Origin of the sequence: Streptomyces gobiensis (genome assembly GCF_021216675.1) — a bacterium.
Taxonomy (GTDB): Bacteria; Actinomycetota; Actinomycetes; order Streptomycetales; family Streptomycetaceae; genus Streptomyces; species Streptomyces gobiensis.
Genome location: NZ_CP086120.1, coordinates 5,455,265 through 5,475,333 on the forward strand (window position 1 = coordinate 5,455,265; position 20,069 = coordinate 5,475,333).

The following is a 20,069-nucleotide window of genomic DNA, read 5'->3' on the forward strand; positions in this document are numbered from 1 at the left end:
TTCGTGCGCCGACAAGTCGCTGCGCGCCCCCGGCCCGGCCAACGGCCAGTGCACCCTGGGGAATGCCGGCGGCCGCCTGGATGGTGACCGGGCCGGGGTGGCGCGTTCCTACATGACACCCCCATGCGGGTGGCACACCATCTGGCGGACCCTGGCGAACCCTGGCGAATACTCGCAGCCCCCATGGGAGGCAGTTACTGTCAACTCAGCCGAGAACCTGGGGGCTTGACGTGAACAAAGGACCCAACACCCGCCTGTCGGATCTGTTCGGCCTCGCCGGCTGGTCCAAAGGTGAGCTCGCCCGGCTGGTGAACCGGCACGCGGCGGCCATGGGCCACCCGCAGCTGGCGACCGATACCTCGCGGGTACGGCGCTGGATCGACATGGGGGAGACCCCGCGTGATCCGGTGCCCAAGGTGCTGGCCTCACTGTTCACCGAGCGACTCGGCCGTGTCGTGACCATCGAGGACCTCGGGTTCGGCAGGCCAGGCCCATCAGGGAAGCGGCAGTCCGTTGACGGACTGCCGTGGGCGCCTGGACATACCGCCTCGGTCCTCACCGAATTCACGGGAATGGACCTCATGCTCAACCGACGCGGCTTGGTGGGCGCGGGTGCCGCGCTCGCCGCAGGCTCAGCACTCAGCAACTCACTGCACGACTGGCTCCAGACCGACCCGGCCCCGGACGCCCTGGGCGGGCTCGGGCCCGAACACCAGCTCACCGCCGACACCGCCGCCTTTGACCGCTACGAGGCGGCTCCCGTCGGCTCTGAGGAGATCGAGGCGCTGGAGCGCGCGGTCGAGGTCTTCCGCGCCTGGGACGCGTCCCGTGGTGGCGGCTTGCAGCGCAAGGCCGTGGTGGGACAGCTCAACGAGGTGGGCGGCATGCTCGCCTACCAGCACCCGGACCATCTGCGGCGGCGGCTGTGGGGCGTCGCGGCGAATCTCGCCGTGCTCGCCGGGTGGATGTCACACGATGTGGGCCTGGAGCCCACTGCCCAGAAGTACTTCGTGATCGCCGCCCATGCGGCCCGGGAGGGCGGCGACCGGCCACGCGCCGGTGAGGCGCTCTCCCGTGCGGCCCGGCAGATGGTCCATCTGGGAAGGCCGGATGACGCCCTGGACCTGATGAAGCTTGCCCAGTCCGGATCCGGGGTACAGACCTTGCCGCGTACGCGCGCCATGTTTCACACCATTGAGGCCTGGGCGCAGGCGTCGATGGGGCGGGGCCAGGCGATGCGGCGCACCCTGGGCGAGGCGGAGGAGCTGTTCGTCTCCGACAAGGGCGATGTGCCGCCACCGAGCTGGATGCAGCTCTTCAACGAGGCGGATCTGCACGGTATGGAGGGCCTCGCGTACCGTACGCTCGCCGAGCATGACCCCGCGGCCGCCACCATCGCGGAGCAGCACGCCAAGAAGGCGCTGGCGCTGCGCGAGGACGGCCGACAGCGCTCGCAGATCTTCGATCACATCTCCATCGCCTCAGCCTGCTTTATCGCGGATGACCCGGAACAGGCAGACCGCTACGCCCGGCTGGCCTTGCTCTCCATCGGGGACAACTCCTCGCACCGCACCTGGGACCGGCTGCGCGAGATGTACCGGCTCACCGGACAGTACGCCGGATACGCGAAGATCGAAGATCTGCGCGAAGAGATCCAGGAGGCCCTGCCGAAGGCCCCGAAGGCCGCCAAGGGCTCGGGAAAGGGCTCGGGGAAGGGTTCGAGGCTGAAGGGCCCGGGCAGCCTGAACATCTAGATATCCAGCAAACCTCTACCGGGCAGCGGGCTGCTGACGACTGAGCCGTAACGTTCTGCGCTGTGACGGGCTGCCGGAGATTACGCGCACACCCGGGCCACCAGGGCGCAAGCGTCGTCCTCGCGCTCCGTGTCACCGAACTCCTCGATCACGGCGCGCACGCATTCCCGTGCGGTGCGGGCCGCGGCGAAGCGCGGTGCGAGACCGAGCAACCGCGTCGCGCCCGACTGCTCCTCGGCATCAACGTCGGCGCTGCGCGGCGCCAGCCCGTCCGTGTGCAGCACGAGCAGATCGCCCGGCAGCAACTGCTCGGTGCGTTCGCCGTACACGGCCCCGCTGGTGGCGCCCAGCAGAACGCCCTCGGGCAGCGGCAGCGGGCGTCCGGCGCCGGAGCGGTAGAGCAGCGGCGCGGGGTGCCCGGCCTGGGCCCACGTCAGGGTGCGGGTGCGCGGCTCGTAGTGGCAGCACAGGGCGCTGCCCAGCGCGGGCTGTACCGCGGCGTCCAGCAGTTGGTTGAGGTGCCCCATCAGCGCGCCCGGCATAACGCCCGCTACGGCCATGCCCCGCACCGCACCGAGCAGCATCGCCATACCCGAGGTGGCCTCTACCCCATGACCGGTGAGGTCCCCAACGGTCAGCAGCGTGCCACCGTCGGGCAGTTCCAGGGCGTCGTACCAGTCACCGCCGATCAGGGCACTGGTCGCCGACGGCAGATAGTGCGCGGCCAGGTCCAGGGTCCCGGTGGTACGGGCGTCGCCGTGCGGGAACCGCAGGGAGCCGCGCCACGGCGGCAGCACGGCCTCCTGCAGCTCGACCGCGAGCCGGTGCTCTGTCCGCGCGATGTGCCGCTGGTGCTGGAGCGAGTCACGGGTCTCGCGCACCGCGCGCTCACTGCGGCGGAGCTCGCTGACATCACGAAGCACCGCCCACATGGACACGGTGCTGCCATCGCTGCCGAGCACCGGCTCAGCCACCATATGCAGCGTGCGTACGGAGCTGTCCTGGCGCACAATGCGGAATTCGCCATCGATCGGCTTGCCGTCGACCAGGCAGTCGGTGACCGCCTCCATCATCCAGAGCTGGTCATCGGGGAAGAGCCAGGTCGGCAGTTCGTCCAGGGAGAGCGGACCCTCCCCGCTCGTACGGTCGAAGATCGTATAAAGCTCCGATGACCACTCCACCTCATCGGTGAGAAGATTCCACTCGGCGCTTCCAGCCCGGCAGGGTGCCGCTCGCTCGGCCTCCGGCGGGGCGACCGGGACAGGGGCATAGGCCACCGTACTCGGCTCGGGCGGCAGGCCGTCCCGCAGCTGGTCCAGTTGCTGGCCGACATCGTCGAGTTGGTGCACGGCGAGATCGCACAGCGCACGCTGCCAGCGTCGCTGCGGGTCGGCCACCACATCGTCGTCCTCGGGCGCGGCGACCCGCCGGACCGCGTCAACTCCGCCGCGCAGCCTGCGGGTCTGTGAGATGAGGGTGTCCAAGGTGCCGCGTTCGGCCGCTGGAGCGGCGGGACGGTCCGCGGGGAGGTGGGAGGGCATCGCGTACTCCGATACGGGCGGTCTCCGGAACCCACGATCTGTCCGACCGATCCTCGCGGGCTCGTGACGATTGGCATGCCCAGCTGGCATCTCGTTGAACCCACCACGTAGATGTCCTACGAGGTTGATCCTCTGTATCGCAGCTGACGTGCCATCCGCCGCTCGCTGATCGACGATGATCGGTGGGCAGACCCTGGCGCCGGCCGGGAGGGGCCGGTAATGACTCTTGCACAGCCAGCGACGGTCCGTAAGAGATTTGGCAACACCCGATATGGTGGTGCTTCCGGCATATGTCAAAGGCTTGTGAATGAGGCTCTGTGAAGCGCCGCCTCCAAGGCCGCCTCTCAGACGGCCGGTTGGAGCCTGGTCATGATGAGGCGCTGCCGCGGCCGCGACGCATGAGCTGGTAGATGCCCGCGTAGACAAGGCCCAGGAGCAGGCCGTAGACCAAGTGGCCGGCGAGGCTCTTCCACGCCACCTCGTTCACGTCGAAGACCGGCATGCCGAGCCTGGCGGGCATCAGCCACAGCCCCCCGATCACCCACCAGATCGCGCCGTAGACCAGGCCGAGCGCGGACGCGGGGAGCACTCGGGCGGCGCGGTGGGATGCGAGAAGAAGGCCGAAGATGATGCCGAAGATCACAGAGATGATCAGGTGGATCACCCAGGCGACGCCGATGGAGTCACTTTCGACCAGCATCGCGATCATGGGCATCATGTCCATGATCTGCATCATGATGCCGAAGGCGATACCGCCGACCAGCCCGCCGACCGCACCGAACATGGCGCGGGCCGGCATGGCCGCGGTGCCGCGGGAGGATGCGTGTGCGGTGGTCATTGGTTGTGCCCTTCTGTGGGGGGTGCTATGTATCGGACGCTAGGACCGCTGTCGCGGGCGGGTATGTGAGGGTGCTTACATACGGAGAGGTAGATCACCTGACCATCGGGTGGTCTGCTCGGCGACCAGCGCCGGGCCGGTCTCAGAACGTAATGATCTGGTGCCCCTGGCTGACGAGCAGCCGGATGCTCGGGTGCCCTTCGTATTCGTCCAGCAGATGTACATGGGCCTGACGTGCGCCCTGCTCGGCGTCGAACGCCTTGGCGCAGAACCCGCAGGCTCCGGCGACCACATCCGAGACCGCCTGGTAGGCAGCGTGCGCGACGTGCCCGGAATCGGTGAGAGCCTCCGGCCACTTCGTCGCCGCACCGTCAAAGATCACTTTGATCTCGTCACCGGCTTCCTTGAACTCCTTGGCGGCGACCAGCGCATTTGTGACTCTCCCGAGGTCGGCGTGGCTCTCGGTATCGGCGAGTACGAGGATGGCGACCTTGCTCATGGAAGTCCTCCCAGCTCGCGGTGGGACGCCGGAACGCCGCTTGGGTACCCCGCGCCGGGCCGCCTATGCGCCGCTACGGGGACGCCCTGCCATCATTCGCGGTGAGGCGGGCGACGCCATCCCCGAGGGCGGCGTCCGGGCAGCAGTCTTCCGCTCCGGCGTCGCCGCGAAGGCGACGGAACCGGCAGCGCAGTGTGTGGGCGATGGCGATGAGCACGAGCCCTGCGCCCACGCTGATCAGCCAGGGATTGCCCAGCGCGGCACCCGCCGCGCCCAGGGCACCGCCAGACAGGAGCAGTGGGCCCGCGCAGCACAGCACCATCAGCGATCCCGCGTTCACGGCGGCCAGTCTGCCGCCACGGGAGGCGGGCTCATGGGGTGCGGGCATCGGAGCTCAGCCGGGCCGCGTCGTTCACTGGGGAGTCACCGGCTTCTTCTCGCGGGTGCCTTCGATGCTGACGCCCCGGCCGAAGGCGACGTGGTCCTTGATCCGTCGGGCCAGCGGGCTGGGATGCGGGTAGTACCAGGCGGCGTCGGGGTTGACCTCGCCGCCGCCGGTGAGGATGTAGTAGCGGGCCATGCCCTTCCAGAAGCACAGGGTTCTGGTGGGGCTGTCGGCGAAGTACTCGCGGTTCAGCGACTCGGGCGGGAAGTAGTGATTGCCCTCGACGAGCCTCGTGCGGGGTGCCTCGGCGAGTACGACGCCATTCCAGATCGCGCGCATCATGTGCGGTTCATCTCCTGTCGGTTGGTTCGGTGCGGGTGGGTGGCTCATGGGCGGAGCCCCGAGTGGGACTGGGTCATGGCGTATGGCCGCTGTGGAGACCGGGTGGTGTTGCCAAGTGGTCGGCGAAACGGCGCAGCCGGACCGAGGCCAACGAGGCTGGGGCGTGCTGGAGGCCATGCCGCAGGGAGGTCTTGATCAGGCGCAGCGTTTCGGCGCGACCGCTGCAACTCCAGCAGCGACCCAGATGGGTGGCCACCTGGGTGCGATGAGCGCCGGTGAGCTCGCCGTCCACATAGGCCTCGACATCACGGCGTAGCCGCAGATGGCGGACTTTCTCCCGGCACGCCGCCCACAAGCGCAGCTGTGGAGTGATCACCCTTGTCATACATCGGAAACCCGTCCACCAGGCCGGAGCATTCCGGGGGAATGCCTGACCGTGCTCCAGGGTTCCCCTGCGGCGCGAAACAGCGGCGGATCCGGCCCCGAGGAGGAGTCGGCTGCTGGCGGCTTCCGGGCCGGTGGCGGCCACGTACCGAGAGATCAAGACCGCTCTGACCCAGCGCCCGGACGGGGCCGCACCGCAGGTGACCGCAGAGTAAGGGAGTGACATCAAGAGGATGGACCCGAGGGGGAAGACCGGGGGCAAGACCGGGGGGCGGCCGCCCCCGGCGGCGCTGCGGGCGGCGGCCTGGGTGATGCGCTGTCTGGGCGGCTGCTGGCCCCCCGGTGAGCAGGAGGCCGCCGAGCTGGCCGCGCGGCTGGAACAGCGCCTGCTTGCACCCGGCCAGCTGGCCTTCGGGCAGGGCCGGATCCCGGAGGGGGTGTGGATTGTCCGCAGCGGCACGCTGGAGCTGGTCTCGGGTACCGGTCGGCACCGGGTGGTGGTCGGGGTCGTGCAGCCCTGCGGTGTCGTGGGGGATGTGCCGCTGCTGCTGGGCCGTCCGGCGGTGTGTACGGTCCGCGCGCTGACGGATGTTCAGGCCGGGTTCCTGCCCGCCACAGCGTTCCACGCCGTGCTGGAGTCCAGCCCCGCACTGGCGAGGGCCTGGCTGAGCGGGCTGGCCAGGCGGCATGCCGGGGCGCAGGAGTCGCTGGCCCAGAGCGTGGGCGGCACCGCCGAGCGCCGGGTCGCCCGGTTGCTGCTGCGTGAGGCTCGTGATGGCACCGTCGCCTGCTCGCAGGGCACGCTGGCGGCGATGCTCGGGCTGCGCCGCCCCACCCTCAACCGGGTTCTGAAGGACTTCGAGCGTGCGGGACTGCTGCGGGTGGGCTACCGGCAGGTCGAGTTGCTGGCCACCGACCAGCTTCAGCGCCGGGCCGGGGACAGCGGATGAGTAGGAATGTACCCATCCGGTCAGTGGGTTTCCCCGGGGATACGCGTGACAGACGCGATGCTCAGCGAGAGGAAGTCATCCATGCCGAGGATTCCGGTTCACACCATCGACAGCGCCCCCGAAGCGAGCCAGGAAACGCTCAGGGTGCTGGAGAAGCAGTTCGGCAAGGTGCTCAATATCCATGGCGAGATGGCCCATTCGCCCGTCACCCTGGCGGTCAACGCGGCGATGAACGCGGCCATCGCCGAGCATGGCACCTTCGACGCACGCACCCGCGAGGCGATCGCACTGGCCGTCGGCGCGGTGGACGACTGCGCGTACTGCCAGGCCGCACACACCCTCGCTGCCCAGGGTGCCGGACTCACCGAGGCACAGACGGTGGCGATCCGCCGCGGTGCTGTCGACTTCGACCCGAAACTGGACGCCCTGCTCGCGGTCGTACGGGAGATCGCCGGGGAGGTCGGCGAGGTCTCCGACGCCACCTGGGACGCGGCGCTCGGCGCGGGATGGACGGACGCTGAGCTTACCGAGGCATTCGCCCATGTCGCTGCCAACCTCTACACCAACTACTTCAACCACCTCGCCCGCACCGATCTTGAGTTCCCTGCCGCGCCCCCGCTCCAGCGCTGACACGCATCAGCCCCATGGGCCGCCGTCTCACCACTAGGCCGTTTCCTTCGGATCATCTGATCGTTGGTTGATGTGTGTCGTTGACTGATGCCCAGTGGGCACGGATCGAGCCGTTGTTGCCGGACCGGACTCCGAAGCGGGGCGGACGGTGGCGTGATCACCGCCAGGTGATCGACGCGATCGCGTTCAAGTACCGCACCGGGACACCGTGGATGGACCTGCCCGAGCACTTCGGGTCGTGGAAGGGCGCCCACAACCGCCTGCGGAAGTGGGCCGCCGACGGCACCTGGGAGAAGGTCTTCACCGCCCTGCTCGCCCAGGCCGACGCCGAAGGCGACCTCGACTGGGTCGTCGCGGTCGACTCCACCATCGTCCGAGCCCACCAGCACGCCGCCGGGGCCCGTCAAAAGGGGCCCCGGCCGGCGAGCCGGACGACCATGCCCTCGGACGCTCCCGCGGCGGACTGACCACCAAGATCCACCTCGCCGCGGACAGCCACTGCCGGCCCCTGGCCTTCGTCATCACGCCTGGCCAGGCAGGTGACGCACCCGCATTCCCCGAGGTCATGGCCCGCTTACGGGTGCCCCGGCCAATCGGCCGGCCCAGGATCACGCCGGACGTGATCCTGGCCGACAAGGCCTACTCGTCCCGCGCGATCCGGACCCATCTCCGTCGGCGCGGGATCCGGGCCGTGATCCCGCAGCCCGCCGACCAGGCCGCCAACCGCAAACGCCGCGGCAGCCGCGGCGGCAGACCACCAGCCTTCGACCGCGACGCCTACAAGCGGCGCAACACGGTCGAGCGCTGCATCAACAGACTCAAGCAGTGGCGCGGCCTGGCCACCCGCTACGACAAGACCGCCACCATCTACCTCGCCGGACTCCACCTCGCCGCCATCTTCATCTGGTCAGCGAGGTGATCCAAAAGAAACGGCCTAGGTGTATTGATCATGAGCGTTGTTGACACTCGTGGGTCTTGATCATGGCGAAGACCTCCGGTGTGGTGGAGCTGTCTAGGACTGCACCGCACGGAGGTCTTCGTGTCCCACCGTAATGCCCGACTGACTGTTCATGGCAGGCGGCTGCTGGTCGAACGTGTGTGTTCGGGCCGTCCGGTCGCGCATGTCGCGGCGGAGATGGGCGTCTCCCGCATGACAGCCCACAAGTGGGTGCGCCGCTGGCGGAACGAGGGGGAGCCAGGCCTGCATGACCGTTCCAGCCGCCCGCACACCACCCCGCACCGCACAGCACCAGCCATGGAAGCGCGGGTGCGTGAGCTGCGCACGACCCGCAAGCTCGGCCCGGCCCGCATCGGCCCGATCCTTGGCCTGCCCGCCTCCACCGTGCATCGCGTCCTCGCCCGCCACGGCCTGCACCGGCTGTCCTTCCTGGACCGGCCCACCGGGCAGGTCATCCGCCGCTACGAACGCGACCGGCCCGGCGAACTGATCCACGTGGACGTCAAGAAACTCGGCCGGATCCCCGACGGCGGCGGCTGGCGGATCCACGGCCGTAAAGACAGCCGACTGACCAAGACCGGCGCCGGCTACGACTACATCCACTCCGCCGTCGACGACCACACCCGCCTGGCCTACAGCGAGGTCCACACCGACGAGAAAGCCGCTACCTGCGCAGAGTTCCTCCGGCGAGCCGCCGCCCATTTCGCCGGGATGGGCATCCGCCGCATCGAACGGGTCCTTACCGACAACGCCTGGTCCTACCGCAAGAGCAGCCTGTGGAAGCAGGCCCTGACCGACCTCGGCGCAGTCGGCAAGCTCACCCGCGCCTACCGGCCACAGACCAACGGCAAGGTCGAACGCTTCAACCGCACCCTGCTCGACGAGTGGGCCTACCTACGGCCCTACACCAGCAACGCCGATCGAACAGCGAGCCTCGAAGGCTTCCTGCACACCTACAACTACCATCGCTGCCACACCGCACTGGCAGGCCAGCCACCCATCAGCCGCGTCAACAACCCTGCGGGTCAATACACCTAGGGGCTGTCTCCCCGGAGACCGAGGAGACAGCCCCTAGGTGAGCACATCCGGCTTGCCCTCGCTCCGCGGGTGCTCGTCGACCATGGTGCCCCAGACGATCAGACGGTATGTCGAGGTGAATTCCGGGGTGCAGGTGGTCAAAGTGATGTAGCGGCCCGGCTTGGTGAAGCCCGACTCCTGGGGCACCGGGCTGACCACATCGACATTCGACGGGGAGGTCGAAGGGAGCCGGTTGGTCATCTCGTACGTGTAGTAGGTGCTCTGCGTCTCGATGACGATCTTGTCGCCCGCCACCAGCTTGTTGATGTAGCGGAACGGCTCCCCATGGGTATTGCGGTGCCCGGCCACCGCGAAGTTGCCCTGCTCGTCCCAGGGCATTGCCGTCTTCAGACCGGATTCCTCGTCGTAATGCCCGACCATGCCCCGGTCCAGCACCGCGGGTTTGTCGATGCCCTCGGCGATGGGGACCCTGATGTCCAGTTTGGGTATGTACATAATCGCGAAGCCCTGGCCGGGAGAGAAAGCCTCGGCCTTGAGCGGTTTCTCCTTGCCGCCCGACTCCCACTCCTTCTCCAGACTGCTGGCCGCTCCGCTGGCCTGCTGGTTGGCCTGTACGTTCGTCCACCAGAGCTGGTAAGTGACGAAGAGGAGCAGCACCACGCCCGTGGTGATGAACAGCTCACCGACGACGTTGCTGACGAAGGCCGAGACGCTCTCCTTGCGCGTCCTCGCGGCCCGCGCCGCTGCCGCCCTGCGCCGTGCCGCCCGGCCTTCGACGGGCGTCCGGGTGACCTGGCGCAGCACGACGGTCTCGTCGTCGAAGACCAGCAGCGGCTCGTGGGCGGGGGTACGAGCGGCTGCCACTCGTACCCCGCCCGCAGCCTCGTCCTTTTCGGGGGCTCCACGCACCGGACACGTCCCTTCCGCAGGCTCGGTCAGGAACAGAAACCCGTCTGCCTTCACCAGACTTCCGTTCTGGTTGCTCCGATTACGACTCGGCCTTCACAGGGATCGAGCGGGAGAGCGGTGTGCCGACGGTGCGTACGGAGTCGACAGTGCCCTCATCGAGGATGCCTTTGGACAGCAGATCGAACTCCTGGGAGATGCCGTCGATATCGGACTTCAAGAATTCGATCGCGGCCTGGGCCCACCTCATACCTGCGAGATCGCGAACGCGTACGCGATGGCTCGCCCGGCGAGTACCAGGTGTTCCTGCTGCAGATCTCGGTCGAGGAACCCCAGATCCAAGTGGTGGGCCGCGACACCAGCGGCCGTGAGCGGCCAGCTCGCAAGAAAGCCGCTCAGCGGCATGCCGCCGCGCCTGGCCAGGCAGAACTCGGTGAGCTGCTGGCTGAGCAGATCGTTCGTGCCATCGAAGATGGTGAAGACTCTGGCGTCCAGGAAAGCCAGGTCTCATCCTTGATGAACACCACGTCGTAGCACCAGACCAGCGGCCCCGGAGGATTCCGTTGCGCCCGGCGAGCTGTTCGCGGAGTGCAGCCTTCAGCGGTAGTCGGGGTTGGGGTAGTCGAAGCGGCAGCCCGCTTCCCAGGCGGCGCGCTGGTTGCCGTGGGCTGGAATGCCGCCGGAGCGCTTGAGAAGGGCCGCCAGGTGCAGCAGGTTCCAGGTCATAAAGGCGGTGTTGCGGTTGGTGAAGTCGTTGTCCGGACCGCCGGAACCGGGGTCGAGGTAGGAGGGTCCGGGCCCTGCTTCGCCGAGCCAGGCGGCATCGGCCTGCGGTGGGATGGTGTAGCCCAGGTGCTGGAGGGAGTAGAGGATGTTCATGGCGCAGTGCTTGGCGCCATCCTCGTTACCAGTGATCAGACAGCCGCCAACGCGGCCGTAATAGGCATACTGGCCAGCGTCGTTGAGGATGGCGGAGCAGCCGTAGAGCCGTTCGGTGACCTGCTTCATCACCGAGCTGTTATCGCCCAGCCAAATGGGACCCGCCAGGATGAGCATATCGGCGGCCATGACTTTCTCGTACAGAGCGGGCCACGCATCGCTCTCCCATCCGTGCTCGGTCATATCCGGGTAGACCCCGGGGGCGATGTCCTGGTCGACGGCCCGGATCAGCTCGGTGGTCACTCCGTGGGCGTCCATGATCGCGCGACTGCGGTCGATCAGCCCCTGGGTGTGGCTCAGCTCCGGGGAGCGCTTGAGAGTGCAGTTGATGTACAGGGCGCGCAGATCGGTGAACTGCCAGGACTGCTCCGCGGTGTTGTCCGCCACTGCCGTCCTCCTCTCGTTCGACGTAGACGTGCGATCGGCATTGCGGCTCACAGCGGTGAGGAGAGACTGGTTTGGGGAATGCCGACCAGGAGGGTGAGAACGTAGGTGAGTGGGCTGCCGGTGTCCAGGCCGATGTCCTCAGGGCGTTCGGGCTCGGGGTCGGCGCGCAGGCAGATCGCTGCCGGGCCGGTGCCGGTGACGGTGTAGTCGAAGGTCTGCAGGTTGTCGTAGACGTCGATACGGCCTTCGCTGGGAAGTTCGCCGGGGGTGCCCTGGTTGGTGACGTTGGCGCGCATGGGGAGGAGCCGGGCGGCGCCGGTGGGGTGGCAGCGCGGTCCGGTGTAGGGCTTCCACCGTGCGGGGCCGCCGGGGAGCTGGATCTGGACGCGGGCGCCGGAGGGGACGGTCTGGGGGAGCCAGGTGCCGTTCCACCACCACAGGTCGTCACGGTGCTGCTGGGTGAAGAGATACGGCTCGTCGGCCGGAACAAGGGGGGTGACGGCGGTGGTTGCCTGGGCGGCGGGCATGAAGAGCAGCGCTGCGGTGGTCAGGGCAGCGGCGGCCAGCCGGGTTGGTGGCTTCATCGCAGGCTCCCCTCGGGGGAGATGAGGAGGTTGCCCATCATGCCGTTGTCCTCATGCGGAAGGATGTGGCAGTGGAAGACGGTTTTGCCCGTGGTGTCGGGCCGGAAGTAGGTTCGTAGCGTGAACTCGCCGCCCGGCGGCAGCCGGAAGGTGTCCCACCAGATGCGGGGATCGGTCTGCCAGGAGGTATCACCGGTGGGGATGCCCTGGACATCGATGACCTGGAACGGGTTGACGTGGATGTGCAGCGGGTGCTGGAAGACGTCCTCGTTGACGATCCGCCACTCCTCGACCGTGCCCGCTTCGACTTCCTGGTCGATGCGGTCCAGGTCATAGAGCTTGTCGTCGATGAGGAAGCGCACCCCGGCGCCATGCTTGCCGGAGATGTCGCCGGAGAAGGTCAGGGTGCGTCGGCGGGCGACGGGCAAGTCGGGCATCCGGGGCGGTTCTACCAGCTGCCTGGGGATACGGCCCGACGCGGGGGAGCCGGTGACGTGCAGGGTGCCCAGTTCCAGGTCGGGGCGGGTGCCGCCGGGGTGGCCCTGGTCGTAGCCGCGGGCATAGACGCGATACGTCCCGGGCTGGCCGCCGCGGAGGATGAACTCGGCGCGGTTGGCCGAGGAGAGCATGATCGATTTAACCGGCCGGGTGTGGCCGAAGGGGATGCCGTCCTGGCCGATCTGGTGCAGGGTGTGGCCTTCGATGTGCAGCCACATATTCCGGTGCGGGGCGGAGTTGAGCACACGCCAGCGCTGGGTCTCTCCGGGGCGGATGGCGGCGACGGGCCGCAGCTGGCCGTTGAGCAGCGACAGCATCCGGGTCGGGACGGCCGGGATGGTGGTGAAGGGGTTGTGGCCGCCGGTGGGCAGCACGACGGCGGTGGGGTTCTCGCCGTTGCCGTCGATGCGGAGCATGGAGATGACCACGGTGCGCTCGCGCATCTCGGCGATCTCGGGGACCTCGTCGATATCCCCTTCGACGACCATCGGTCCGGCCAGACCGGACCAGGCCTGGTGGGTGGTGGAACCGTGGTGGTGCGGGTGGTACCAGTGCAGTCCGGCCGGATGGTCGTCGGGGATGTCGTACTCGTACTGATGGCTGCCGAGGGGGTCGACGCGGACGAAGACATTGTCGGCGCTGCCGGTGGGCGACACCTGAAGGCCGTGAGTGTGCAGGTTGGTGGCGACGAACTGCTGGACGATGGTGTGGCCCTCGGTCATGTTGTGGGCGGCTTCGGGGATACAGCCCAGCAGGCCGTGGCCCGTGCTGTGGTCGTGTCCGGTGCCGTCCTGAGCCTTGTCGGCGCACAGCGGTGGCAAGGCGTTGAGCGGCAGCCCGCTGGGCAGCATCCGGTTGCGCAGCAGGATCCGTACCCGGTCGCCGGGCCTGAAGCGCAGCAGTTCGCCGGGGAGCTGTCCGTTGTACGTATCCAGATGGAGTTGCCGCCCGCCCACCACCGGCCGGGCCGCGGCCAGGGTCAGGGTGTGCTCCAGCAGCCCGCCCCGGCTGCGCACCTCCGGCAGATCCCGCAACGGCGCCCCCTCGTCCGTCAGTGCCGGTGCCTGCTCACCACCGCGTGAGGCATACGCCCAGCCCCCGATCCCCAGCAGCGCGGTACCGGCTCCCACCCCGCCCAGCCCGCGCAGCATCCGCCGTCGCGACATATCCATCTGATGGTCCATTCGGCACGGTTCCGTATCCGTCGGTGCTCCCATATGACGGGAAGGGGAACCCCATACGGCGGAACGCATTTCCCTCTCGCGGCCAGGTTCACCCGCTCGGGGCAGTGCCGAAGAAACAGGGAAGGTCCGCCCTCGCTCACCGGGTTCCCAGGGGCCGGTCGTCATCTCGTCGTGACCGTCCCCCGACATAGCGAGGGCCAGCGCCATGGCACTTCGTATCCGGAAAGGCTTCCGATGCCCGTAGTCCGCCGCCGTACCGCCCAGACCGACTTCGCAGCCGTTGCCGTGCTCGCCGCCACGTCACTGCTGGCCGCAGGATGCGCTGGCACCGACGAGCCGAAGGCCACGGACGGCCCCGGCCCGGCTGTCTCCTCAGCCGTCGCAGCCGACCGCAGCACCCCGCCCCCGGGGGCGCTGCGCGAGGAGCTGGACTTCACGACCGCCACGCTGGAGGGAAAAGCGTTCGAGGGTGCCTCGCTGGCGGGCAAGGACGCTGTGCTGTGGTTCTGGACTCCCTGGTGCGGTACGTGCCGGGCGGAGGCGCCCACCATCGCCAGAACGGCCGCCAAGTGGGGTGACAGGGTCACCTTTGTCGGGGTGCCGGGCAAGGCCCGCACCGCCCAGATGAAGCAGTTCGTCACCAATACCGGGCTTGGCGGCATCGTGCACGCCGTCGACACCGACGGCTCACTGTGGTTTCGCTTCGGCGTAGCCGCCCAGCCCGCCGTCGCGTTCCTCAACGACAGCGGAAAAATCGAGATCGTCCCCGGCACCATCGGCGCCACCGAACTCGGCGACCGAGTCGAGCGGCTGACCCTCAAGTGACGCTCCCGCGCAGCCGGAGTTCAGCGGAATGATCAATTCCCGGTAGGCTGCGCCCTCGCCCCTGCCCGTCTCCACAGGGTTAGACCGGCGGCCATCGGCAAGAATGCCGGTCGACGGAAATCCCGTTGCCAGCCGCATACCCGTACCGGATGCTGACCCTTATGTACGCCGAATACGTCGATCCAGACATAGCGCCCAGCGGTACGCTGCTCGGCCTCCTGCAGCGAGGCCGCGGTGACGGCACGCTGCACGCTCTGGCGGCGCCGCGCCCTGAGGCGCTCGCCGCGCTTCGTCACTGCTTGCTCCATGATCCACGGCGCGACTGGCAGGTTGAGCACCGCTCGCTCTACTACGCGCGGCTGCATATGGAGCTGGACGCCGGATTCGACGAGATCGAGCAGCACCTCTTCAACGCCGAGGACCAGCTGGACACCGGTGAGGAGCGCACCGGCCTCGCCCTGTCCGTCCTCGGCCATCTCGCCTCCTACGGCGATACGGGCGCCCTGCGGCTGCTGCGCCGCTACGCCGAGCATGGCGCGAACTGGCAATGGGCCCTGGACGAGCTCGCCGTCCGGGACGACGATGCCGGACTGCGGCAGCTCGGCCCCGCCATCCTGGCCCGCTTCCCCCAGACCCCACAGGGGGACTCCGAACTGGCTACCGCCCTGCGTGAGGTCTTCGAACCGCGTCCCTGGCGGCTGTGGGCGCAGGACCCGGCCCACCCGGGGCAGTACGAACGCCTGCGGCGCGCGCGGGAGCAGCACTCTTTCGACCGCTGGCAACGCCAGTTGCACTCGGCCGGGCCACGCCCCGGATGGAGCGTGCGCGAGGTGCTCAGCTGGGCCCAGGGCCCCCTCGCCCCCGGCACCGCGGACACCGCCCAGGCCCAGCAGCAGCGGGAGGCCGCCGCCGCCCGCTGTCTGGCCGCTGTCGCCGGCCCCGAGGACCGTGCCGATCTGCTCGCCGCCGCGCGCGGCGGCCCCGACGCATCCCGCGCCGCCGCCCTGCGGTACCTCGCTGAGCGCGCCGATCCTGCGGCCCTTGACCTCATCGAAGCCGCCTTCGCCGGTGCTCCCAGCCCCGTAGCCGAAGCCGCGCAGGCCGCCTTTGCCCGGATGCGCAGCATCGCCGCCCTGGAGCGCGCCCGGCAGTGGGTTCGCCGCGAGGACGGCCTGGGCGCTGAAGCGGCCGCCATGCTCGCCTGCCGTGGCGGCTATCAGGACGCCGACGCCGTGCTGGCCGCGCTGCGCCGTACGGTCCGTGCCGAGGGACCCGGCTCCGACGCCCTGTGCCCGCTGGTCGACGGCGTCGGACGGCTCACGGTCGGCTGCGCCGCCCCGGTGCTGCGGCATATCTACCGTGAGACGGCCTCCTCTCAGCTGCGCGGCCGCACCGCCCGGGCGCTGGCCGCCACCGATCCCTCCTTCGCCGGGTCCTTCGCGATCGAGTGCCTCTGGGACTGCGAGGAGAGCACCCGCGAGATCGCCGCCCGCTACGCCACCACCGGTGATGACCGTGTCGTAGCACGGCTGCGGCGGCTCGCCGCCGACCCGGCCGAGGAGGCCGGGGTACAGAGCGCGGTCCGCGTCAGACTCAGCCCCGGACCGGGCCCGGGCGCAGGGCACACACCTGGCACGATGGCCGGATGAGCGGACGCTGGGAATTCTGGATCGACCGTGGCGGCACGTTCACCGATGTGGTGGGCAAGCGCCCGGACGGACAGCTGGTCACGGAGAAACTGCTCTCGCACGACCCCGGCCGGTACCGCGACGCCGCCGTCGCGGGCATCCGCCGGCTGCTGGGGACCGGCCCTGATGAGCCGGTGCCCGCCGACCGTATCGACGTGGTCAAGATGGGCACCACCGTCGCCACCAACGCGCTGCTGGAACGCACCGGAGAGCCCACCGTCCTGGTCACCACCGCCGGTTTCCGGGACGCTCTGCGGATCGCCTACCAGAACCGGCCCCGGCTCTTCGACCGGCATATCGTGCTGCCCGAGGCGCTCTATGAGCGGGTCGTCGAGGTGCCCGAACGGGTTGGTGCCCACGGCGAGCCGGTACACCCCGTCGACCTGCGTACCACCGAGGAGCTGCTGCGCGCCGTCCACCGGGACGGCATCCGCTCCGCCGCCATCGTCCTGCTGCACAGCTACCGGCACCCCGCCCACGAGGAGGAAGTCGCTCACCTCGCCCGGGAGATCGGCTTCACCCAGGTGAGCTGCTCACACGAGGTCAGTCCGCTGATCAAGCTGGTGCCACGCGGCGACACCACCGTCGTGGACGCCTATCTCTCCCCGGTGCTGCGCCGCTATGTGGAGGACGTCGCCGGGGAACTCCAGCATGTGCGGCTGATGTTTATGCAGTCCGGCGGCGGACTGCGCGAGGCCACTCACTTCCGCGGCAAGGACGCGGTGCTCTCCGGCCCCGCCGGCGGCGTGGTCGGCATGGCCCGCAGCTGCGCCGAGGTCGGCCACCATCAGGTCATCGGCTTCGACATGGGCGGCACCTCCACCGATGTCTCGCACTACGCGGGCGAGCTGGAGCGGACGTTCGACAGCCAGGTGGCCGGAGTACGGATGCGCGCCCCGATGATGGACATCCACACCGTCGCCGCCGGCGGCGGGTCCGTCCTGCATTTCGACGGTGCCCGCTACCGGGTCGGGCCCGACTCGGCCGGAGCCGTGCCCGGACCGGCCTGCTACCGGCGCGGTGGGCCGCTGGCCGTCACCGACGCCAACGTGATGCTCGGCCGGGTGCAGCCGGAACACTTTCCCCGTGTTTTCGGAGCCTCCGGCGACCTGCCGCTGGACACCGGCACCGTGCGCAAGCGCTTCACCGCCCTGGCCGAGGAGATCGCCCGGGCCACCGGTGACGACCGCAGCCCCGAGGAGGTCGCTGAGGGTTTTCTCGAGATCGCCGTCCTCAATATGGCCAACGCGGTCAAGAAGATCTCCGTGCAACGCGGCCACGACATCACCCGCTACGCGCTGGCCAGCTTCGGCGGCGCGGGTGGCCAGCACACCTGTGCGGTCGCCGACGCGCTGGGCATCGACACGGTCATCGTGCCGCCGCTGGCCGGGGTCCTCTCCGCCTATGGCATCGGCGTCGCCGATGCCACCGCCCTGCGCGAACAGTCCATCGAGACCGAGCTCACCGACACCGCCATGGGCCGGATCCGGGCCGTCAGCGCCCAGCTGGCCGAACGCACCCGCGCCGAACTGCACGCCGACGGCATCCCCGACGCCGCCATCCGCACCACCGCCCGCGTCCACCTCCGGTATGCGGGCACCGACGCGGCAGTGCCCGTGGCTCTCGATGAAGCAGCCCTGATGAGGGCGGAGTTCGCCCGCGTCCACCGCGCCCGCTATGGCTTCACCATGGATAAGCCGCTGGTCGCAGCCACCGCGGTGGTTGAGGCGGTCGGCCAGAGCGGGCACCGTACACCCCACACCGCCGCCGCCCCGCCCCCGGGCAGCGGACAGCCGCGCCCGGCCGACCGGGTGCGGCTGTACACCGAAGGCCGGTGGCAGGACACCGCGCTCTACCGCCGTACGGAGCTGCGCCCCGGCGACACCGTCCGCGGCCCGGCGATCATCGCCGAGGCCGACGCCACCACCGTCGTCGACTCCGGCTGGCAGGCGAGCGCCGACGAGCGCGGCCATCTGCTGCTCACCCGGACGCGGCCCCGGCCGGCCACCAGCGCGGTCGGCACGGATGTCGACCCGGTCAAGCTGGAGGTTTTCAACAATCTCTTTATGTCCATCGCCGAACAGATGGGCGTCCGTCTGGAGAGCACCGCACACTCCGTCAACATCAAGGAGCGGCTGGACTTCTCCTGCGCCCTCTTCGACAACGAGGGCAACCTCATCGCCAACGCTCCCCATATGCCCGTACATCTGGGCTCCATGGGCGAGTCCATTAAAGAGGTGCTGCGCCGTAACGAAGGCGCCGTACGGCCCGGTGATGTCTACGCCATCAACGATCCCTACCACGGTGGCACCCATCTGCCCGATATCACCGTGGTCACCCCGGTCTTCTCGCAGGACGGCCGGGAGCTCCTCTTCCTGGTCGCTTCCCGCGGCCACCACGCCGAGATCGGCGGTCTGACGCCGGGCTCCATGCCCGCCTTCAGCCACACCGTTCATGAGGAGGGTGTCCTCTTCGACAACTGGTTGCTGGTACACGACGGCCGACTACGTGAGGCGGAGACCCGCGAGCTGCTCACCTCCGCGCCCTACCCCTCACGTAACCCCGAGGCGAACCTCGCCGACCTGCGCGCCCAGATCGCGGCCAACGAGAAGGGGATCGCCGAAGTCCACCGGATGATTGAGCAGTTCGGGCTGGAGGTCGTCCAGGCCTATATGCGGCATGTGCGCAACAACGCCGAGGAGTCAGTGCGCCGTACCATCACCTCCCTCACCGACGGCTCATACCGGTACGAGACCGACAGCGGGGCCGTCATCCAGCTCACCGTCACGGTCGACCGCGAAAGCCGCAGCGCTGTCCTGGACTTCACCGGCACCTCGCCACAGCGCGAGGACAACTTCAACGCGCCCAGCTCGGTGGTGATGGCGGCGGTGCTCTATGTCTTCCGCACCCTGGTGGCCGACGACATCCCGCTGAACAGCGGTTGCCTCACGCCTTTGCGGGTCCGGATCCCCGAAGGCTCGATGCTCGCCCCCACCTACCCGGCCGCCACCGTCGCGGGCAACGTGGAGACCTCGCAGGCTGTCACCGGCGCCCTCTACGCGGCGCTCGGTGTGCAGGCCGAGGGCTCCGGCACCATGAACAACATCACCTTCGGCAACGACCGGGTGCAGTACTACGAGACCGTGGCCAGCGGCTCCGGCGCGGGCGACGGCTTCCCCGGTGCGGACGCCGTACAGACGCATATGACCAACTCGCGGCTCACCGACCCCGAGGTGCTGGAATGGCGCTATCCCGTGCGGGTCGAGGACTTCTCCGTACGCCGGGGCAGTGGCGGCCGGGGCCGCTGGCGGGGCGGCGATGGAGTGGTCCGGCGTATCCGCTTCCTGGAGCCGATGACCATCGCGCTGCTCACCGGCCACCGCCGGGTGCCGCCCTACGGGATGGCGGGCGGCCAGCCCGGCGCGCTGGGCCGCAACGCGATCGAGCGTGCGGACGGCAGGGTCACCCGCCTGGACGGTGTCGCCGCGGCGGAGGCCGGGGCCGGTGATGTGCTGGTGATCGAGACGCCAGGCGGCGGTGGTTACGGGGCGTAGCTGTGCCCTTTCCGCTGACGGTGGCCCGCCGCCGAGCGTACGGTGCGGCAGGCCACCGCGCGGCTGCCGTCGGGTGCGGGTTGAATGGAAGCCATACCGCTGCGATGTCCCGGAGCGAGGGAGGAACGTGAGCGCGACGACGCACCCCCGTCCGTATCCGCGCTGTACCTGGCTGGCCCAGCGAC

General features: G+C 69.1%; 19 protein-coding genes and 1 pseudogene. 9 read left to right on the forward strand and 11 right to left on the reverse strand.

What is annotated here, in order from left to right:
• The first annotated feature begins 230 nt into the window (after positions 1-230).
• Positions 231-1,754, forward strand: a complete 1,524-nt coding sequence (locus test1122_RS25445; RefSeq protein ID WP_232271509.1) for a DNA-binding protein NsdB — start codon at positions 231-233, stop codon at positions 1,752-1,754.
• An 80-nt stretch (positions 1,755-1,834) separates the two neighbouring features.
• Here test1122_RS25445 and test1122_RS25450 read toward each other — a convergent pair whose 3' ends face one another.
• The 6 genes from test1122_RS25450 to test1122_RS25475 all read right to left on the reverse strand — a co-directional run bounded on the left by test1122_RS25450 (position 1,835) and on the right by test1122_RS25475 (position 5,744).
• Positions 1,835-3,295: a PP2C family protein-serine/threonine phosphatase gene (locus test1122_RS25450; protein WP_232271510.1), complete on the reverse strand. Its 1,461-nt coding sequence runs from the start codon at positions 3,293-3,295 to the stop codon at positions 1,835-1,837.
• A 367-nt stretch (positions 3,296-3,662) separates the two neighbouring features.
• The gene (locus tag test1122_RS25455; RefSeq protein WP_232271511.1) at positions 3,663-4,133 is read right to left on the reverse strand and encodes a hypothetical protein; all 471 of its coding nucleotides are present in this window, start codon (positions 4,131-4,133) and stop codon (positions 3,663-3,665) included.
• A gap of 142 nt (positions 4,134-4,275) precedes the next feature.
• Complete coding sequence (locus test1122_RS25460; RefSeq protein WP_232271512.1) at positions 4,276-4,632, reverse strand: hypothetical protein; 357 nt, start codon at positions 4,630-4,632, stop codon at positions 4,276-4,278.
• 73 nt (positions 4,633-4,705) lie between these two features.
• Positions 4,706-5,020 (reverse strand): hypothetical protein, encoded by a 315-nt coding sequence (locus test1122_RS25465; protein WP_232271513.1) that lies wholly within the window; start codon positions 5,018-5,020, stop codon positions 4,706-4,708.
• A 24-nt stretch (positions 5,021-5,044) separates the two neighbouring features.
• Positions 5,045-5,359 (reverse strand): DUF427 domain-containing protein, encoded by a 315-nt coding sequence (locus tag test1122_RS25470; RefSeq protein WP_232271514.1) that lies wholly within the window; start codon positions 5,357-5,359, stop codon positions 5,045-5,047.
• A 73-nt stretch (positions 5,360-5,432) separates the two neighbouring features.
• A complete protein-coding gene (locus test1122_RS25475) occupies positions 5,433-5,744 on the reverse strand; it encodes an anti-sigma factor family protein (protein WP_232271515.1) in 312 nt (103 codons plus the stop codon).
• 232 nt (positions 5,745-5,976) lie between these two features.
• On the opposite strand from test1122_RS25475, the gene test1122_RS25480 reads away from it, so the two are divergent.
• The 4 genes from test1122_RS25480 to test1122_RS25495 all read left to right on the forward strand — a co-directional run bounded on the left by test1122_RS25480 (position 5,977) and on the right by test1122_RS25495 (position 9,319).
• Positions 5,977-6,693 carry a Crp/Fnr family transcriptional regulator gene (locus test1122_RS25480; RefSeq protein ID WP_232271516.1) on the forward strand — a complete coding sequence of 239 codons (717 nt, stop codon included), beginning with the start codon at positions 5,977-5,979 and terminating at the stop codon, positions 6,691-6,693.
• A gap of 81 nt (positions 6,694-6,774) precedes the next feature.
• The gene (locus test1122_RS25485; RefSeq protein WP_232271517.1) at positions 6,775-7,323 is read left to right on the forward strand and encodes a carboxymuconolactone decarboxylase family protein; all 549 of its coding nucleotides are present in this window, start codon (positions 6,775-6,777) and stop codon (positions 7,321-7,323) included.
• A 74-nt stretch (positions 7,324-7,397) separates the two neighbouring features.
• Positions 7,398-8,242, forward strand: a protein-coding gene (locus test1122_RS25490; protein WP_422396910.1) for an IS5 family transposase whose coding sequence is annotated in 2 segments (ribosomal slippage) — positions 7,398-7,728 and positions 7,728-8,242 — 846 coding nt in all. Because the reading frame shifts where the segments join, the coding sequence is not laid out codon by codon here.
• A gap of 120 nt (positions 8,243-8,362) precedes the next feature.
• On the forward strand, positions 8,363-9,319 hold the full coding sequence (locus test1122_RS25495; RefSeq protein ID WP_232268212.1) for an IS481 family transposase: 957 nt from the start codon (positions 8,363-8,365) through the stop codon (positions 9,317-9,319).
• A gap of 33 nt (positions 9,320-9,352) precedes the next feature.
• Here the strand turns inward: test1122_RS25495 and test1122_RS25500 are convergent.
• Together test1122_RS25500 and test1122_RS25505 are read right to left on the reverse strand one after the other, a co-directional pair.
• Positions 9,353-10,084, reverse strand: a pseudogene (locus test1122_RS25500) (class E sortase); the annotation flags it as partial.
• 223 nt (positions 10,085-10,307) lie between these two features.
• Complete coding sequence (locus test1122_RS25505) at positions 10,308-10,475, reverse strand: hypothetical protein (RefSeq protein ID WP_232271518.1); 168 nt, start codon at positions 10,473-10,475, stop codon at positions 10,308-10,310.
• Positions 10,476-10,525: 50 nt separating this feature from the next.
• On the opposite strand from test1122_RS25505, the gene test1122_RS25510 reads away from it, so the two are divergent.
• A complete protein-coding gene (locus test1122_RS25510; protein ID WP_232271519.1) occupies positions 10,526-10,759 on the forward strand; it encodes a hypothetical protein in 234 nt (77 codons plus the stop codon).
• A 63-nt stretch (positions 10,760-10,822) separates the two neighbouring features.
• Here the strand turns inward: test1122_RS25510 and test1122_RS25515 are convergent, their stop codons facing one another.
• Genes test1122_RS25515 through test1122_RS25525 form a run of 3 tightly spaced genes read right to left on the reverse strand, consistent with a single transcriptional unit; the run spans position 10,823 to position 13,817 of the window.
• A complete protein-coding gene (locus test1122_RS25515) occupies positions 10,823-11,551 on the reverse strand; it encodes a flavodoxin family protein (RefSeq protein ID WP_232271520.1) in 729 nt (242 codons plus the stop codon).
• 47 nt (positions 11,552-11,598) lie between these two features.
• Complete coding sequence (locus test1122_RS25520) at positions 11,599-12,135, reverse strand: hypothetical protein (protein ID WP_232271521.1); 537 nt, start codon at positions 12,133-12,135, stop codon at positions 11,599-11,601.
• Positions 12,132-13,817 (reverse strand): multicopper oxidase family protein, encoded by a 1,686-nt coding sequence (locus test1122_RS25525; protein ID WP_232271522.1) that lies wholly within the window; start codon positions 13,815-13,817, stop codon positions 12,132-12,134. The genes test1122_RS25520 and test1122_RS25525 overlap by 4 nt, the downstream gene beginning before the upstream one ends.
• 234 nt (positions 13,818-14,051) lie before the next feature.
• Between test1122_RS25525 and test1122_RS25530 the strand changes: the two genes are divergently transcribed.
• The 3 genes from test1122_RS25530 to test1122_RS25540 all read left to right on the forward strand — a co-directional run bounded on the left by test1122_RS25530 (position 14,052) and on the right by test1122_RS25540 (position 19,884).
• The gene (locus test1122_RS25530) at positions 14,052-14,642 is read left to right on the forward strand and encodes a TlpA family protein disulfide reductase (protein ID WP_232271523.1); all 591 of its coding nucleotides are present in this window, start codon (positions 14,052-14,054) and stop codon (positions 14,640-14,642) included.
• A 161-nt stretch (positions 14,643-14,803) separates the two neighbouring features.
• Positions 14,804-16,291: a HEAT repeat domain-containing protein gene (locus tag test1122_RS25535; RefSeq protein WP_232272072.1), complete on the forward strand. Its 1,488-nt coding sequence runs from the start codon at positions 14,804-14,806 to the stop codon at positions 16,289-16,291.
• Positions 16,288-19,884, forward strand: a complete 3,597-nt coding sequence (locus test1122_RS25540; protein ID WP_232271524.1) for a hydantoinase B/oxoprolinase family protein — start codon at positions 16,288-16,290, stop codon at positions 19,882-19,884. The genes test1122_RS25535 and test1122_RS25540 overlap by 4 nt, the downstream gene beginning before the upstream one ends.
• The last annotated feature ends 185 nt before the right edge of the window (positions 19,885-20,069 follow it).